The 17,661-nt window shown below is 45.4% G+C and carries 16 protein-coding genes and 2 pseudogenes; 5 read left to right on the forward strand and 13 right to left on the reverse strand.

The genetic code is table 11. The features are described from left to right. Positions 1 to 2: 2 nt before the first annotated feature. The 6 genes from IEY34_RS04745 to IEY34_RS04770 form a co-directional block, all read right to left on the reverse strand. Positions 3 to 1,034 (reverse strand): glycoside hydrolase family 88/105 protein, encoded by a 1,032-nt coding sequence (locus IEY34_RS04745; RefSeq protein ID WP_189008327.1) that lies wholly within the window; start codon positions 1,032 to 1,034, stop codon positions 3 to 5. Between the two features lie 15 nt (positions 1,035 to 1,049). Further along, entirely contained in the window at positions 1,050 to 2,804 is a 1,755-nt protein-coding gene (locus IEY34_RS04750) for a hypothetical protein (protein ID WP_189008330.1), read from the reverse strand. Between the two features lie 14 nt (positions 2,805 to 2,818). Continuing rightward, a complete protein-coding gene (locus tag IEY34_RS04755; RefSeq protein ID WP_189008332.1) occupies positions 2,819 to 4,453 on the reverse strand; it encodes an extracellular solute-binding protein in 1,635 nt (544 codons plus the stop codon). A gap of 66 nt (positions 4,454 to 4,519) precedes the next feature. Beyond that, complete coding sequence (locus IEY34_RS04760) at positions 4,520 to 5,395, reverse strand: carbohydrate ABC transporter permease (protein WP_189008335.1); 876 nt, start codon at positions 5,393 to 5,395, stop codon at positions 4,520 to 4,522. A gap of 24 nt (positions 5,396 to 5,419) precedes the next feature. Then, positions 5,420 to 6,388 (reverse strand): ABC transporter permease, encoded by a 969-nt coding sequence (locus IEY34_RS04765; RefSeq protein ID WP_229757473.1) that lies wholly within the window; start codon positions 6,386 to 6,388, stop codon positions 5,420 to 5,422. A 225-nt stretch (positions 6,389 to 6,613) separates the two neighbouring features. After that, positions 6,614 to 8,845, reverse strand: coding sequence for a helix-turn-helix domain-containing protein (locus tag IEY34_RS04770; protein WP_189008337.1), 2,232 nt, complete (start codon positions 8,843 to 8,845; stop codon positions 6,614 to 6,616). Positions 8,846 to 9,162: 317 nt separating this feature from the next. On the opposite strand from IEY34_RS04770, the gene IEY34_RS04775 reads away from it, so the two are divergent. Beyond that, positions 9,163 to 9,591, forward strand: coding sequence for a hypothetical protein (locus tag IEY34_RS04775; RefSeq protein WP_189008340.1), 429 nt, complete (start codon positions 9,163 to 9,165; stop codon positions 9,589 to 9,591). Between the two features lie 299 nt (positions 9,592 to 9,890). On the opposite strand, the gene IEY34_RS04780 is transcribed toward IEY34_RS04775, so the two are convergent. From IEY34_RS04780 to IEY34_RS04800, 5 genes and pseudogenes are all read right to left on the reverse strand, one after another. Next, complete coding sequence (locus tag IEY34_RS04780; RefSeq protein WP_189008344.1) at positions 9,891 to 10,097, reverse strand: hypothetical protein; 207 nt, start codon at positions 10,095 to 10,097, stop codon at positions 9,891 to 9,893. A gap of 33 nt (positions 10,098 to 10,130) precedes the next feature. Further along, positions 10,131 to 10,661, reverse strand: coding sequence for a GNAT family N-acetyltransferase (locus tag IEY34_RS04785; protein ID WP_189008347.1), 531 nt, complete (start codon positions 10,659 to 10,661; stop codon positions 10,131 to 10,133). A 54-nt stretch (positions 10,662 to 10,715) separates the two neighbouring features. Next, positions 10,716 to 11,186: a GNAT family N-acetyltransferase gene (locus tag IEY34_RS04790; protein WP_189008349.1), complete on the reverse strand. Its 471-nt coding sequence runs from the start codon at positions 11,184 to 11,186 to the stop codon at positions 10,716 to 10,718. A 42-nt stretch (positions 11,187 to 11,228) separates the two neighbouring features. After that, positions 11,229 to 12,050 carry a hypothetical protein gene (locus IEY34_RS04795; protein ID WP_189008352.1) on the reverse strand — a complete coding sequence of 274 codons (822 nt, stop codon included), beginning with the start codon at positions 12,048 to 12,050 and terminating at the stop codon, positions 11,229 to 11,231. Continuing rightward, positions 12,047 to 12,554: pseudogene (locus tag IEY34_RS04800) on the reverse strand (winged helix-turn-helix domain-containing protein). Before IEY34_RS04800 ends, IEY34_RS04795 begins: the two are co-directional and overlap by 4 nt. 185 nt (positions 12,555 to 12,739) lie before the next feature. Here IEY34_RS04800 and IEY34_RS04805 point away from each other — a divergent pair. The 4 genes from IEY34_RS04805 (at position 12,740) to IEY34_RS04820 (ending at position 16,002) form a co-directional block, all read left to right on the forward strand. Continuing rightward, positions 12,740 to 13,756, forward strand: coding sequence for an AI-2E family transporter (locus IEY34_RS04805; RefSeq protein ID WP_189008355.1), 1,017 nt, complete (start codon positions 12,740 to 12,742; stop codon positions 13,754 to 13,756). A gap of 15 nt (positions 13,757 to 13,771) precedes the next feature. Next, positions 13,772 to 14,314, forward strand: a complete 543-nt coding sequence (gene pssA, locus IEY34_RS04810) for a CDP-diacylglycerol--serine O-phosphatidyltransferase (RefSeq protein ID WP_079417750.1) — start codon at positions 13,772 to 13,774, stop codon at positions 14,312 to 14,314. Positions 14,315 to 14,366: 52 nt separating this feature from the next. Continuing rightward, positions 14,367 to 14,894 (forward strand): DedA family protein, encoded by a 528-nt coding sequence (locus IEY34_RS04815; protein WP_189008759.1) that lies wholly within the window; start codon positions 14,367 to 14,369, stop codon positions 14,892 to 14,894. A 445-nt stretch (positions 14,895 to 15,339) separates the two neighbouring features. Next, the gene (locus IEY34_RS04820) at positions 15,340 to 16,002 is read left to right on the forward strand and encodes a stalk domain-containing protein (RefSeq protein WP_189008358.1); all 663 of its coding nucleotides are present in this window, start codon (positions 15,340 to 15,342) and stop codon (positions 16,000 to 16,002) included. 115 nt (positions 16,003 to 16,117) lie between these two features. On the opposite strand, the pseudogene IEY34_RS04825 reads toward IEY34_RS04820, so the two are convergent. Both IEY34_RS04825 and IEY34_RS04830 read right to left on the reverse strand, forming a co-directional pair. Beyond that, positions 16,118 to 16,616 (reverse strand): annotated as a pseudogene (locus IEY34_RS04825) (GNAT family N-acetyltransferase). Positions 16,617 to 16,679: 63 nt separating this feature from the next. Continuing rightward, positions 16,680 to 17,450, reverse strand: coding sequence for a DUF3891 family protein (locus IEY34_RS04830; protein ID WP_189008362.1), 771 nt, complete (start codon positions 17,448 to 17,450; stop codon positions 16,680 to 16,682). Between the last annotated feature and the right edge of the window lie 211 nt (positions 17,451 to 17,661).

Below are 17,661 nucleotides of genomic sequence, written 5' to 3' on the forward strand. Positions count from 1 at the left end.
CTTCACGATTCAACATGCTCGTGCATCTCCTGGCATAACATCAACAAGGCAATCCCTTGGCCCCATGGCATGATCAAGTCCCGAGGAATCGTATTGTATTCCTGTATGCTTGGTTGAATACCCGTTCCTGCCGAAACACTCGTCACCGTCCCTTCCTCCGTAATATGCCGAAGTACAGCCTTATAGCCTTTCTCCGCGCAGCGCAAGTATTTGCGATCCAGTTGCCCTATCTGCACACTTTTCCATATGCCATATACAAAGCCCGCCGTGGCGGAGGTTTCCTCATAGGAGGAGGCGTCAGTTAGAATAGTAGGCCACAGGCCCGAGTCATTCTGAACAGCCGCCAGTGCTTCGACTTGCCGCTGAATTCTTCCGAAAAACCATTCCTTCTCCTGCTCATAACCTTTCAAGGTTGTGAATATTTCTGGTATGCTGATCGTGACCCAGCTGTTTCCTCTGGCCCAGAGACAACCGCTGAGATGATCGTTGCCTGAAAAGCTGTAACCATGGAATAGCAAGCCATTGTCCCCGGTTTGCAGGCATTCGATATGAAGCCTTGCCTGCAGCAGCCCTTCCTCTATATAAGCAGCATTACTCACCAACTGTCCCAACTCGGTTAGGAATACCCCGGCCATAAATACGGTATCGACCCACATTTCTCCGGCAAACTTATCGTTAATGACGGTATGCTCAAGAGCCCCATTGGACAGCCTTGGAGCTTCCTTCATCAGCCAATTAGCGAATTTTTCGGCAAAATCAAGATAATGAGGTTCTCCTGTTTTTCGATATAGCAGCAAAACGGAAAGCAGCGGTGCAGTGGTATTGATGTTATACGAAATCTTCTGGCTTTGCGCCATGTTAGCGTCGATGAACGTCTTGATGAAGTGATAAATCTCCTGGCTTCCTGTCGTCTCATAAACTTTCCGCAATCCGTACAATGCGACGCCTGCCCCCCAGTCCCAATCGCCCTTCTTGTCTACATTAAAATCCATCCTCATCGTTGCTTGCACCACTTGCTCCAATATTCCTTTCACTTTACACACCTCCGGTTATTCATGTTTGACCGTTATTTGGTTAAAATCGTAAATAGCCTTATTTCCATTCGACCTCACTTCAATCACTCCACTGTTAAAAGCGGAAATCATATAAGGACCGTTATAGGTTGGATACGGAAAGATCACCGTTTCTCCTTCTACCGTTCGCATGGATTGGTTCATGAACAGCTCCCCCACTTGGGAGGAACGGTACGTTATCTGCATTCGGACAGAATCGAAATCTAGGCGGTTCTCCAAAATCATCCTGCGAAACGACGCAAAATCCGCATAGGTCCGATCATCTCCCACTTCGCAAATAACCGCATTGCGCCTTCCATGGCTGATGACTTCCCTTCCGGCGAATTCACCTTCTGTTGTCCAGTTATAGCCATTGTGGATAAATAAGGAGATGTAGACTCCTGATTTTCGCAGGAATAGGTAGTTGCCTTCTTCCTCCACCTCATCAAAACCATCCCTCGGAACATGGACGTGAATCCAATGCAGCGCTTGTGCCTCTGGAATCTGATACATGGCCATTACGACATTTTTTTCGCCAAAAAAGTGGCCGCAGCCGCAGCCCAAATCTCCCGTCCAGTAGCCATGCTCGCTTCCTTCTGTGCCGTGATGCCCTGGATGATGACTGAATATTTTCAAGTTGGTTGCCTCTGGAAGACTCAAATCCCACTGGTGCTGCTGATGATGGGCATACCAGCCCGCTTCGCTGCCCTGAGCGTAGGCATCTTGATAATTCACGGCCCCCATGATAAAGCGGGGTGTGTAATACGTATATTTGTTGATGCTTCCATCCTCCTGCGGCAGCTGCTTGTGCGGCGTTTCACAGGTGATGCAGTGTAAATGCTTGCTTTCTTGATGCACATAGGCCTTCGTTCGCCCTAGTGCAATCTCATAAATATGCTCAGAAGGCCGATAACTGGAACAAATGGCAGCAATCAGGCAGGGAGCCTGAATCATCTCTCTGTATCCATGCCCGAAATACAGCTCGTATATAGGGAATGTACCGCTGCGGGCATGATCCAAGGCGACAGGCGCATAGATGCGGCCATGAGCGCCGCCGTACAAACCGTCGAGGCTATCGCATACCATGTCCAGCAGCAATATATCCAGCATCATCCGGGCAAGCTTAACCAGTTCCGGATCATTGGCATAATCATAAAGACACAGCAGACACTCCATGACCTCCGGCATGTAGCTGGAGGAATCAAACTCTGCCCATCCCCGCTTGGCGCGAAAAACAAGGTATTCCCGGAGGAAGTTTCCTTCCTCCTCCAGAAGCTCCCTGCCTTCTTTTCCATACGCCTTGAAGCACTCTAGCGGAAACTTCTGTGCAGCTAGATAGCGCGACGTATGGAAAAGCAGCATATGATTCTCTGACTTGTATTTGCTTTCAAAATCATCATTCAGATAAAAATTTCGGATGGCGCTGCGGGTTTGTTCCTCCAAGAGCCCAACCGATTCAAATTGGTACAGGGCCCGTATAAGCTTTATCGCGGCAAAATCGGATTCTCCTTGCGGATCGCGGCCATACAGATGCGGATGCTGAAACCACTCAGCGGATCGCACTAAACTCTGATTGCTTGCCTCTACATACATGGCTTTGCTTAGGTTTGCTATGGCGATGCCTCCGTATAGATCCTTGGACAAATCCTGCTGGATTTGCTTATCGAGCAAGTAGGCGCTTCTTTCTGCGAAGCTCATGATGGCCTTGGTTGCCAGAAGCTCTGCATCATCGGACAATTGAATGAAATCCATATTATCTCACCTTATTATTTTTTGGCTAGGAATTGGTAAATGTCTTTGGTCAGGAACGCATTCTTTTTATTTTGCTCATACCACTTCGCGTACCAATCCAACGTCTGATTTTGTCCAATCTTCTGTTTTAAGCTTTTCAGGTCGTTCATTGCTTGATCAACCGTATAACTGCCTCCGCTAACGACTGTCTTGGCGATCAAGTCCTTGCTTTGCTGCGTCCAATCGTTGTTAATTTTGAGCAAATCAGCCGGAAGCGTTGGCATATGCTCAAGATGAGTTAGCGTATACAGCGGAACGGCAGGATTTTCGTATAGATCGCGGGTTTCATTTTTGATTTTACTCCATTCCTCGGCATTCGGAATCTCCTTGTTAACAACTGGAATATTGCAAATCTCTTTGGAATCAATCGTTGTCGCTGACATATACAAATCCGTGTTATACCCAATTTCAATTTTGCGCAAATCCGGATTAATCGCTCTCGGACATCCGAGTTCATCATTTTTCCAATGGACGTTTTCCGTGCCGAACTTGAGCGTTTTCCAGGTCTTCTCAGCCAGCATGAAGTCCATCTCTTTCATGGCAGCGGCCGGATTTTTGGAGCCCGCATACACGACTGTCGTCATCTGAAGCGGATTCAGCATTCTGATCGTGTATTGTCCGAATTCTGTCTTCGGCATGAGCATAGGGGCTATCGCTGCCTCTTTATTCGTGCTGCGAAGCGTCGTCAGAAAATCAACGTTCGCGTTGTCAGCCACATAGATGCCAAGCTTGCCGGACAGAAAATCTTTCTTCGCCTTCTCGCCGTTTTTATCCGTCAAATAATCACGATCTACGACCCCTTCGTCAAACAGGCGTTTCTTGAAGGAAACGGCCGCTTTCATTCTAGCCTCATCTTCGACCAGCTTGTTATCTTTAATAAACATCGTATTGCCATGCATAGCATCAATCGCCTCATCGCCTAAATAAGCGAGCGAATAGCCGTATGTATCCTTTTTCCCATTACCGTCGGGATCCTGCTCTGTGAACGCTTTCGCAACTTTAAGCAGTTCATCCGGTGTTTGGGGGATGGGCAGCGAAAGTTTTTTCAGCCAGTCGGTGCGGATGAAGACAGCTACTTGCACGGAGCTGGGAATCACACGTCCCATTTCATACATTTTACCGTCAGGCTTCGTACCTATTTTGCGCAAAATCGGATACTTTTCCAGCATAGCGGTGTAGTTGGGCGCATATTGCTTGACCAGATCATCCAGTGGCATTAGCTGCTTCTGACTGTAGAGCTGATCCCGATAGCCCGTCTCAAACTCATTGATCACGTCTGGCGCTTCTCCGGAAGCAAACAACGTATTAAATTTCTGTTTGGATTCAAATCTTGGAACGGCAACAAATTCCACATCTGCTGGCCCGTTTTCATTAATCCATTTCGTCCAGCGATTGTTCGTAATCGAGCCTTCCGCCGCTGGCGTATTGCCACGGTCGTAAAGGGACACTTTGATTTTGCCCCGTTTCTCAGGTGCGGATGTCGATGCCCCCGCTTTGGTTGGGGAAACGGCGCTCTCTTCTTGCGGTTTACTGCAACCAGCAGCTACCGTCCCTACTGTTAACAAAGCCACCACTGTCAATAACGTACTTTTCTTCTTATAGTCTCCCAATTCGTTCATCCCCTTTTGTATGTATCAACTGATTTCTAATCCCATTATCCTATCACGATTTCTCGGTTACCCTTTAATAGCGCCAAGCATCACACCCTTTACAAAATACTTTTGCAGAAGTGGATAAACAATCAGCATCGGCAAGGTCATGACCACAATGCCTCCGGCTTTGACAGCTTCAGGCGACATATTCTCCAGATCTTCCGGCTGCAAGGCAATCGTCTGAATCAGCATGCTCTGACTTTGCACCATTTGCTGCACGAATACGGTCAAATTCATTTTTTCTGCATCATTGATGAAGATAAGCACATTTAGGAAGGAGTTCCAGTAGCCAACCGCCAGGAATAAGCAAATCGTAGCAATCACAGGCATGGACAAAGGCAGAAATATTTGCACAAGAAGCCGCCATTCCCCACAGCCGTCGATGCGCGCAGACTCTTCGATTTCGGCGGGAATTCCTTCGAAATAGCTTCGCATGAGCAGCAAATTATAGGCGCCAACCAACCCTGGGAGCCATAGGGACCAATAGGTGTTAATGAGCCCTAAGCTTTTCATCAGAAGAAAAAAGGGAATCAGTCCGCCGCTGAACATCATCGTAAACACCATAGCCAGCGTCATAAATTTACGCCCATAGCAGTATTTACGGGACAATGCGTAAGCCGCAAGAGTCGTACAGAGCAAGCTTAACCCCGTTCCTATTACTGTGATGTACAAGCTATTCATGAAGGAAGGGATGACTCTCGAACCGATAAAAAGGGTTTTATACGCTTCCAGATTGAAATGAATCGGCCAAAGCCAGACGAACCCGGAATCAATGTCCGCTGAGTCGCTGAACGAAACAGCGATAATATTGATCAGCGGTATCAGGCAGCTGACGGCTGCGAGCAGCAGAATGGTATGCACCGATGCATGGAACCATTTCCCTGCGGTATTTTCTCTCATGTTCTCACTTCCTTTCAAGCTGAGTTACCATAGACTCTGGTTAAATTTACGGGCAATTTGGTTGGCTGTTAGTACCAGTGTGAAGCCTACTAGGGATTCAAATAATCCCATCGCTGCGGGAACGCCGAACTCGCCCCCCTGAATGCCTATCTTGAATGTGTACGTGCTGATAACCTCCGAAATATCGGCGACTACGCGATTCTGCATCACATAGATGTGGTCGAAGCCAACCTCCATCACACGTCCTATGCCAAGAATCAGCATCAAAATGATGGTCGGGCGAATGCCCGGAAGCGACACGTGCCACATCTGACGCCATTTGCCAGCACCATCCATGGCGGTCGATTCGTACAAGCTTGGATCAATCGTCGTAAGCGCCGCCAAATAAATAATCGCAGAGAAGCCGGCTTCTTTCCAAATACCTGAACTTATAAATACAGTAATCCAGGAAAACGGTTGATACAGAAAGGCAAACCGTTCAAACCCAAGCTTCTCCAGAACGTCGTTCACCATGCCGGTATCCTGTGAAAACAGCGTAATAAAGATACCGCCAACAATGACCCAGGATAGGAAATGAGGCAAATACAATAGCGTTTGCACGATTTTCTTAAACCACATTTTCCGTACTTCATTCAGCATCAAAGCAACCAATATCGGAACTGGAAATCCAATAAAGCTAAGCAAACTCAGCATGAATGTATTTCGAATGATCTTCCATCCTTGCGGATTCGTAAATAAATAATCAAAATGCTTGAGTCCAACCCAAGGACTGCCCCAAATGCCTTCCCAGAAGTTGTAGTCCTTGAAGGCAAGGATGATCCCGCCCATCGGCGCATACTTGAATAGGATAAAACAAACAAGGGCTGGAGTTAGCATGATATATAGCGGAATATTTTGCTTTATATACTTGCTGCTCCTCTTTTTCTTATCTTTCGTTTGACTCCAAGTTTCTGTTTCCCTATCCATAGCTATGTGCTTCGAAGATACTTGCATGAGACTTTACCTCCTATGTCGCCCTGCGGAGCGTGATATCGCATGGTTGTGATCGTTTCTATTCCGCTCACAACACAACAGTACACGGAAGTCTATCGATACGGCAATTCACACATTTAGACGCGATGCACAACTTCAATAATCCGCAGTGCATAAGGGTTTTATCAACAAAAAACGACCCCTTCAAGGACTTTGTGAAGCAATCCTTGAAGAGATCGTTTTCGTCTAATGAAACTCCTTGCGATAATCGCCAGGTGTCCGGCCCACGAGTTTCTTGAATACACGGATGAATGAAAAGGTATGTGTATATCCAACCTTCACGGCGATTTCCTGGATTGCAGTAGATGTTGTTACCAGCAAATGTTTGGCCTGTTCAATCCGCAACCCAGCCAAATAATCAATAAATTTCTCACCGAATTCTTCTTTAAACAAACGGCTTAAATAATTCGGTGTCAACTTAAATCGATCACTCAGCATAACAAGCGAGAAATCGGGATTGTTAAATTCATCTTCGATATAAGCTTTTACTTGATCGATCAGATCATGTTGGCTTCGCTGCGCGCGAAGGTTATCGAGCCGATGGCAGGCATCCTGCAGAATAGCGTGCAGTTCATGCTCCAATTCATCTACAGTATCGAAGCTCGCTATCCATTCATTAATTGGATTCAGCGCATATTCTCGCCAGCATTCCAAATATTCCGGGGACAACCCTGACATTTCCTTGTAAAAATGAAATAATAAATAATTCATCAGATTAACAACTTGTTCCCGTGAAAACAATTGGATGCGAATTTCTCCAAACAAGGTCTTATAGTGCTGTTCCCACTGAGCATCACCGATCCTGAATAGTTGAACCAGCTCACGTATAGATGGAAGCGATCGGAATATTTCTTCCCCCGACTTGGTAGTAATATCCTTGAAATCAATTACGCTGCTGATTCCGAACGTCGTCTTATAGCTGAGCGCTTCCAAAGCTTCTTCATACGAGCTGGATACTCGTTGCAGGCCTGATACTTTCGTTCCAAGACCGCAGGTAATCGTAATTGCTGCATTGGTTCGGACCCAATCCACCGTTTTGCGCATAATCTCATGAAGCAGATCACTGGATACTTGCTCGTTCGGCATCTGACAGACGACACAAAGACGATGTTTCTCGATCCATTCCGGGCAAATCAGGATGCCTGCATTCTGACTCAGCTCTTGAACGACGTTATCAATGATAAATTTAATCAAATATTGATCCTTATTCGTGTAAGTTGAGGTGAAATTCAAATACTTGTCAATCTCAAGAATAGCTACCCTGTATGTATCGCTAGTCTCTTGAAAGCCGAAACGCGATAGCTCCTTGTCCCAGCCATCTTCCAGCTTTAGCAGCGTTCCAGTCAGCAATTCTTCGAACAAATATCGCCGTCTATAGCTGAAATTCTCATCGTTTTCCAGTCGATACTTACCGAATTGCTCCAGTAGATGATCCAGCAGATTGTCAATAATTTTGAATTCATCGTGCTTCACTTGGCCCAGAATATGCGGTTTCTGCAAGGGAACGGAAGAGAGCCGCTCTAGTAGCGACTCTATCGGCTTATAGTTTTGCCGGCTCACGTATACGATCCATACAGCACCTGCGAGAACCGTTAAGATGCCGATCACCATCCAGAATGCATTGAGGTTCGACAGAAAGCGAAAAACGACGCCGTCAACAAATCCGCTACGAATCGTCCAACCCGTGTATTCCGATTTTATGACGGTAACATCTTCCCGATTCGTGCTTGCTGCTCCGCTTATCGTGTCGTCACCTATAAGGTATTCGCCACGGGCATCAAGGAGATGCAGATAACTAAATTTAGAACGCGACACATTGTCGATGAGTTTTGAGAGCGTATGCAATTTGATATTGGCAACCAGTACGCCATCCGTTCCCAGCGGCAAAGGCATTCGCATGATGAGAGACACCACGGGTGTCGTTACACCGGAATTGTCGAGATACTCGCGACCAATGCTCCAGCGATTAGCAGAAGGAGCGGCTAGTAAAGTATGCAAATAAGAGCTGTTGGCGAATTGTTCAAGCCCCACCATAGACGAGTCACTTAAAACGATTTGGTCGCGGGTGCGATATAAATAAACGGAATCAATTTCACTGAAGCTGTCTCGGAGCAAAATCAATTTCTTATATACGTCGCGGTCATTCAAATAACGATTCTGCGCTAACGGAGATACATTGTAAAAATCAATCACAGATTGGTCATCGAGAAAGGTCTGCACGATATATTGTTCGACGGTTCGCAGTTTAGAATCCACATATTGCATCGTATTTTCTGCGTAGATCTCGTTTGCCTTCAGCGCCTGCTGCTTGGACAACTCGCTCATCGTGACGAAAAAAATCCACAGCAGCACAACAATAACGAGAATGAAGACGGGTAAATAAGCAAATACAAGGCGATTTCTCCACTTTTTCCTCATGTGCACAGCCCCTTTATTCGTACAAAGTACAACGAGACGGTTCGCCAAGTCAATACGCAATTCGAAGAATCATGCACAATTCTCATTTCTTTACATTCATTTTATTATTCATTTGACCTTCCTGGATGATTTTTCTTATATAATATCGGTACTACACATAAAGGAGATCCCGCCGATGTTAACTGCCGATTTCATGCGCCAAGAGCAGCCTAAACTATGGGAGCTTGCGCTTCGTTTAGCTCCCGCACTTTACATGGATGTATGCTATTTATTGGGACTACGACATTCAGCATATTTACGATTTAGAGCATGTTTGGGTGTACATTGGACATAACGATGAGATCATTTCTTGCGAAGTAAGCTTCCACGGGAAATATATGATTGGTTTATTAAGCGATCGCAGCAATATACAGGAAGATGGCCGCGTTCAGGTGTATGTGCAGCCTGGGAAGCATGCGATGGCCGCGCTTGATGAGCTGTTCCGCTTACTTCCGGATGTAGAAGCAGTCAACAACGAATTTGCCGGAAACGGCGGAGTATTGGAAAACGAGATGTTCCAGGGGCAGTTCAAATTCGGCGTTAACATCGACAAGCTCGCCGAAGATCATCTCCGCACCTTCAGCTTCCAGCCCAGCTTCATCTATACACCTTATGAATGGACAGCCGACATGTTTGTGACATGGGACGAGCTTAAAGCAGAAATACCTGTACGCTTGCGAGCACTTCTAGAAAGCCTAAGCAACTAACAAAAGAGGGGCTGTCCCATAAGTAGATAAACCTACTTGAGGGACAGCTTTTTGCTTTTTCTATTGGGATTCGGAGAGGTTCGACTTTCTCTAAACCTGCAATTATACATCTTTTTTGCTCTTGGTATAGCCGCAACGATTAAATTCCTGCGTTTGCTCCAATTGCAGGCATTTCCACTTTTTAACCGAATCCACTTGGAATATTTTTACAGGCTTTTACACTTGGGTGAACGGATCTGGTCTGGAAACCCCTTCATCCCACATGGAAGTAATCAACCCCATCATCTATCGACGCTTTCCTACTTAATTCGGCTTACACTGCCATCAAAAGCCCCTAAAACAAATTTGCCAGAGGTCGGCTTTAAACGTTCCGCTACCGTCTCTAATGAAAATTCCACTTCTCTCTCATACGTTGACCCGAATGCATCAGGGCTGACTTTTAACGAACTCAACCGCAGCTCTTGATACAAGTGGGCATCTCGTTCGTGCAAGATACGTATATGCATTGGCTCTCCTCCATCTGCCCTGCCAGCGTCATACTACTCCGCCGTAATTGCAAATATGTTGTGATCTTCCCACGCCCCGTTAATTTTCAAATACGTTTTAGCTAAGCCCTCGTGTCTAAAGCCTGCCTTTGATAACACTCGAACAGACGGTAAGTTTCTTGGCATGACCGAAGCTTCAACACGGTGCAAATTAAGCTCGCTAAACGCAATTTCTACACATAATGAAACTGCCGCGGTTGCATACCCTTTGCCGTTGTACTTTTGGTCTATATAATAACCCATAAATGCGTTTTGAAAAACGCCGCGAGCAATGCCTGTTAATGCAATTCTTCCGACCAACTCATCATTTTCTTTAAGAAAGATTCCAAAAAAATAAGATTGATCGTTTTTCGCCCCTTGAATACCATTGGCAATCTCATTTTCTTGTCCTTCTAAGGTAAAATGTGATTCGTCCCTGATCGGTTCAAAGGGTTGGAAAAAATCGCGATTTCTTCGCTTTATATCAAGAATAGCCTCGGCGTCCTTCATTTCGAGAAGTTTCAAATAGATGTTGCTGCTGCTCAAATCATTTCCTCCCCTTGTTTCCCAATATACTCACCGATACTCGTGGATAATCCGTCAGTCTAGCTCCTTGATCATCCTCCAAACCACATATTTGCTTGTCTCTTCTTCCAGCAGCCTCAAGCCGCATTTCTCATAAAATTTAACAGCAAATTGATTGGTCGGAGAAACTCTCAAATGATACGCCTTCACCTGATGCCTATTGAAAAAGCTTTCTGCATATGCCAACAAGTGCCGCCCAATCCTCTTGCCGCGATACTCAGGTGTTAGGTAAAACAGATTTACGTAACCAATATCACTCCCCTCATAGGGAACGATTTGAAGCTCAATTTGGCCAATCGGTTTGCCGTTATCTTCAACAAGAACTAATCCATCAGGAAAGGATTTGATTCGTTCTTCAATGCGTTTTACATAGTCATCTTCATCGCCAAAACCTTCATCGCTTCCAAAGCTCACCCTATAGGAATCTTTGCGGAAAGAGATAATCGTTTCTCTATCATTCTTAACATCAATCGTTCTGAATTCCATAATTCCACTCCTTGCAAGGTATCAACATGACAAAATGTCTTTTCACAGCGGCGGCAGAAAAGCTACAAAAGCTTCACTGATTTGCTGAAGGGAAGCCAGCACAATGATCAGCTCACTCACCTTCCCATCGCGCATAAGGGGTCGAATGAAAACAACGCTGCGTGTCCCACTAATCGTATCTGTCCATTCCTCTTCAATCATTTTCCCGTTATCTAAAATGCTTTTCCGTTCTTCTGTCAGCGGGAACCATTCTTCAAGGGCAAGAAACAAAATGCCTTGCCGCGAATTCCATTGATTAGTCGAAGGCAGTACACCGTCGGTGATAACGCCCGAAATTTTAACCAATGGCTCGTTCGTTACCGTATCTAAATTGCCTATATCCTTGGGGCCATCCTCTCGATGAATCATTACCGGGTAGAAGAAATCTTTCGTGCTCTGTTCCTCAAAGTATCCCTGCACCTCGATCTTATCTCCGCGCTGAAGGTTCGCATCCAGCAGCTTCCTCAAGTTGGAATTCAGTAGAAAGGAGAGGGAGATGCGAATTGAGTTTCCATTATCATCCTTAATGACGATACGAAACAAGTTATCATACTTCATATTGCCTTCAGGTCCCAGAATGGCAAGCTGCGCTTTATTTTGGTTGATGAACAGCGCCATTTCGCGAGAGATACGGCGATCATCCCAACGCTTTTTCTCGTAAGTGTCACTAAAAGTCTTAAGCTGTTTTTCTAATGAAGCGGTTTTCTGGTGCTGATAAAAGGTTTCAAATAAATTAAGCTGCCCCACCAAAATGATCGCGTAGAACAACAGAAAAAAGAAGGCTGTGAATGCAAACTGCTTCATCGTAACCCCTATTCTTCTCATCGTTCCTCCTCGAATTTATACCCGGATCGAATGACTGTGCGAATATGGTGGGCTTCGTCTCCGAGCTTTCCGCGCAGCTTTTTGATGTGCGTGTCTACGACGCGCAGGTCACCGAAATAATCAAACCCCCATACGTGATCGAGAATCGTTTCGCGGGAGAGCACAATGCCCTCATTTTTGGACAAATATAGCAGGAGTTCGTATTCCTTGGGCGTCAGGTCGATTTCCTGTCTATTCACTTCGACCCGATGCGACCTTCAATTAATGGAAATCTGCCAAAAATTCAGAAGGTGCTCGTCTTTCCCTACGGTTCCTTCGACACGCTTCATCAGACTGATGGCTCGAGCTACGAGCAACCAGATCGGCATCCAGCTTTTCCAGCATTTCTAGCGCTTGCAAGCCATTCTCCGCCTCATAGACGATCCATTGCTCCCTTTTGAAATAATCGCCTACGATTTCGCGGATCAAACTTTCATCTTCAATAAGCAAAACCTTGCGATCCATGCTGCAGCTGCCTCCTCTACGCTCGTACGTTATAAGACAAGAATAGCGGATTCTGGTGTTTTCTATGTGTTCTCAGATAGAGCTATTATACAAAATTACTCCCGATAAAACACATGAAGGACACAACACGCCGCTATAATCAGGATGGAGCAGATAGAAATTGAGGTCCTGAAAGGAAGTCGTTTATGAATATCAAGGCTATTTTGCAAAAAAAAGAAGTGCAGCGCTTTGCCGTATTAGCATTGTTTTGCCTTGTTCTCTATTTTATTCGCAGCATGCTGAATCTTGTTCTACTGACGTTCTTGCTGACTTTTTTAATGAATCGGCTGCACCAATACAGTAAGCGATGGATCGAAAAAATTGTTCCCGTCAACTCCAAATTTCTGCTTGCGCTCATATATGGTGCCCTTCTAACGCTGTTGATTGTTGCAGGCACAAAATTCTTCCCTGCTCTGGTCCGACAAATCGCCCAGCTGTTCGAGCTTGTCAGGCAGCTCTATGACAATCCTCAAAACGAAGTGGCGGGCTACATAACCACATGGTTGGACAGTCTCGACCTTCCAAGCATGGTGAAGCCAGGCTTCGATTTTATGATCAAAATCGGCAACCTCGGATTTCAAGCCTTTTTGGCCTTGATGCTCAGCCTGTTCCTGCTGCTAGGCAAAGAAAACGTCATTCGATTTACCGCGCAATTCCACACCAGCAAGCTGGGCTGGTTCTCCAGGGAAGTTGAGTTTTTCGGCAAAAAGCTCGTTCAGACGTTCGGCAAAGTCATCGAAGCCCAACTGCTGATCGCCTTGATCAACTCCTTGCTGACAACCTTCGCGCTATGGCTGATGGGCTTTCCCAATCTGATCGGTTTGGCCTTGCTTATTTATGTCCTTGGGCTTGTCCCGGTGGCTGGCGTCTTTCTATCACTGATTCCATTAAGTATGATTGCTTTTAGTTTGGGCGGATTCACTTATATTATCTACCTAGTTGTTGCTGTAACGATTATTCATGCGGTGGAGGCTTACATGCTCAATCCCCGGCTGATGGCATCCAAAACGCATTTGCCCGTCTTCTACACCTTTCTTGTTTTGCTCTTTTCCGAGCATTTCTTCGGCATTTGGGGATTGATCATCGGCATCCCAACCTTTGTTTTCTTACTTGATATTCTGGATATTCAAAAAACGGAAAAAACCAAACTTTCCAACACCTAGAAAAGGAGTGATCCCATGTCAGTTCAAACCATTCCCACTTTGCTCAAAATGGCTGTTCTCAGTGGGGGCATGATGTCCATGTTTTTCTCGTTTCACGATAAACCATCCCAAGCGGTGCTTTGCATTGTACTAGCGGCTGTATTGGCCGGATTTGACGAGTATATCGTCAGTAGACTGAACCTTGCCACCGAATTCGGCAAAGAGTTCCGTTCGCTCGCAGAGCTGATTTCCTTCGGCGCAGCCCCAGCCTTGATCGTTTATCTAATCAGCTTGCACAAATTGCCCGTTTCAGGGCTGCTGCTTGCTTCCCTTTTCATCATTTGCGGAGCACTTCGCCTGGCTCGGTTTAACATTGCAACCTGTGTTCATCGTCATCATACAGGTTTGCCTATCCATATTGCAGGATGCCTGTTAGCCGTGCTTACGCTTTGGTCACCGATCCTGAATCATATGGAATTAACGGTGATCCTGGTAATCGCATTGTGCGGCCTGATGGTTAGCCGAATCAAAATACCTAAAATCAGCAAACCCCATCTTATCCACAAAAAAAGCTTCTGAGGCAACCGCCGATAAATCAGCAGACTTCCAGTAGAAAAGGAGCGTGGCCGCCATAGCTTTCCTACAAGACATCATTATACAATACGGATACATCGCCATTTTCTTCTGTTTGGCTCTTGGTATTATCGGCTTGCCCGTCCCTGATGAAATCCTAATGACGATTGTCGGCTACCTCTCCTCGATGGGGCTGCTCCTTTTCCCGCTATCCCTTGCGGTCAGCTTCTTCGGGGCCATGACAGGCATGCTGTGCAGCTACGCTCTCGGGCGGAAATTCGGCAAGCCGCTGCTCTGGAAATACGGCAAATGGATCAAGCTTACGTCAAAAAGGCTGGAGAAAACAGAGACTTGGTTCGAGCGCTACGGCCCCTGGGCCATATGCATCGGCTACTACATCCCAGGTCTCCGCCATCTTACTTGTTACCTGGCAGGGGTAAGCGCTATGAGCCCCCGGAAATATTTGCTCTATTCGGGCATGGGAGCCATGGTCTGGTGTGCTATTTTTATTTCAATCGGTTACTTCCTTGGAGCATCCGTCGATTTTTCCAATTATCATGCTTCTTTGCTGCGCTTGTTCTTCTAGAGACGCTTTGAGCCGTCCTTGCGTTAAGTCATAGGATGGACAAGACTTACCTTATATAGCAAATTGCAAATCGTCTGCACTCCCGCGCGAAAAGGAACTATGATCCCCTATTTGCCCCAGAACCTTCTATTTTGCAGCTGAAAGGGAAGTAGGATCCCTTATTTCACCTCTGATGATATCCCGGCAAATTAGGCCAATTAGCGTACCATAGTTCCCTTTGACAAGCCAAATGGTCGTTTCGAGGCTAAATAAGGGAACACAGTTCCCTCTGGAGTTCAACATTCGAATTTAGTCGATTCCAAGCAGTCCAATTGAATATTTCACCTTGCAGGACTTGATCTCAAGCACAAGGATATTCCTCCTTTTGACCCTTGTATTTCCTTTATTTGTTATATATAGTGTAAAAGGTGAGTTGGAACTAATACAGATACGAGGAGAGATACGGATGAAAAAAACGATAGTTTCTATCGTCGGGTTGTCATTGCTTTTGGGCGCAGCAGGCGGCGTTTATGCAGGAGCTAATTTACAAGAAATTAAGGCTTATCTGAACAACGATATAAAGGTAAAAGTAAACGGGGCGACAGTTCAGCTATTGGATGCACAAGGGAATGTAGTAACTCCGATTTCATATGATGGAAGCACCTACTTGCCAGCACGTGCTATAGCGAATTCTTTAAACGTAGCCGTAGACTATGATGCCGCTTCAAACAGCGTATTATTTGGTGAAAAGGTTGATGGCACTCCCGTTAATGCTGGACAAACTTTCTATGAAGCTATTAAAGATCCTAATTTGACGAAATATAAAAGCAAAGATTATACGGAAGTCATTAAAGATACTAAAAGCTCAGGATCCAACTTCACCTTAGAGCCAAAAGGCAAGTACCAAAAACTTTATTTGCAAGTTGCTGCTATCGGTTCTGATGTTCAACTTAAAATTCAAGACAAGAACAGCGTTTTGCTTAAACAAGATACCGTGAGTATCGCTGACGGATTAAAAACAATTGAAGTCAATATAGCGGGATTAAGTGATGTCACCGTTTTCTATTCTTATGAAAATGACGATAAATCAGGCATTTTCGTACCTTTAACAACTTCTTACTATAAATAAAGCTTGCGAATGAACGCTTACCTCCCCAAATACCGAAAAAGTCCTTGAAATCAATGATTTCAAGGACTTTTTTATACAAGACAATATTCAAACCCTGCAGATTAGGGATAGACTTTTAATCAAAAAACACGCTCGGATACTCTACAACCCCTGAAACATGATCAAGAGAGTTCTCTCGTAATTCTAATGCCATAAATACCTCATCTGCTACTTCGAATGGGGCCTTTATCCCCCACTTGGAGGCTTTATCAAAGCCAAATTTGGGATAATAATCGGGATGCCCCAATACCAATCGAATCATATCCAAGCTCAGCGGCTTTTTGTAGGGCTTCGTTCATTAATAGCTTTCCTACTCCTAGGTTTTGATATTCTGGTACAACGGAAATAGGAGCAAGAGCCAATGATTCCGCAGACTGCTCATCATTCGTTGCCACCAGTGACAATTCAGGGATGAATATGTTGGATTTTCGAATTCGGGAAACTAATTCATGTTCTTTTTTGTCAATGTGCTCCATTTCAGCAAATGCTTGCTTTACGATTTTTTCAGTCCTGCTATAATCCTCAGAAAGTTCTTGTCTAATGGTAAAATACACCCTTGAACAGCCCCATTTCATCGTCTTTATTGCTTGTTCATTCCAACGCCGCGGCTGCTCATCCATCCATAGTTCCTTTATCGTTTAAGCTTTTGTCAGCGTAAGGCATAGCTTGGAAAGCTTGGCTTGCTTATAGGCGCCAGTTAATCCAAGCAGTGAAACTTCGGCTGTCTCAACTTCACGATATGGAACTTCCAGCTGCAAATCGGATTGAAAAGGGAACGCGGTAAGCCGGACAATCGCTTCTCCGTCCCAACTAGGGATCACCGGATTCCCCCCGAGAAAATCAAAGGTTTCCGTCAATCCATCACGAAACCAAGTCTCCTTCGACTTCACAGTGCCCGGAGGATGGATACACATATATATACTCAAATCATCGCAGAAACGGAGCAAGGCTAGGTGAAACGCAAGTCTTTCCTTGGCATCTTGGCTCTGGAGATGAAGTCGTTCCTCGAGCCTTTCCTGACGTTTCTTTTCCAATTTAAGAAAATCAATAGCGTGAGGGTCTTCAGGTAGCATTTGCAAGAGCTTGCAGAATTGAAGGCTGCAAAGAAGAGCAGCATAAAGATTTACGTCCTCTACTTCATTTACGCCCAAGTGGTAAAAATGCTTTTTGATAGCAAGCGGATAGTTCCAGAAGCCATAGGGCAACCGTTGACCAACTTCCCACATCGGGCTGTCATCCAGATCAATCCAACCTCGATCATGCTCTTTCACTGCATACATCACATCATCCCAGTACTCCGCTCCAATAAAATAATCCTTTTTCCAGGCAGCCGCTATCTTCCCCGCCAATTGAGCATGCTGATGTTGCTCATAGAATCGCAAAGTGCCCTTATGCTCATAAACGATCATCACTCCACCCCCAGCTTTTATAACGTAATATTATTTTTTAACTTAGGGGATGTCAATGGAAATAATGAATATAGTTAACCTTGTCAAACAAAAAACAAACAAGCAATGGTAGCCTTATACGGGGGCTCTGGCGTCCGTACAGCTAATCCTGATATGTATGGCAAGCCAAACAGAGTATCCAAAACGTCAGAGCAGCACATCGGAACTCCGT

The sequence above is a fragment of the Paenibacillus marchantiophytorum genome (assembly GCF_014640555.1).
Taxonomy (GTDB): domain Bacteria; phylum Bacillota; class Bacilli; order Paenibacillales; family NBRC-103111; genus Paenibacillus_E; species Paenibacillus_E marchantiophytorum.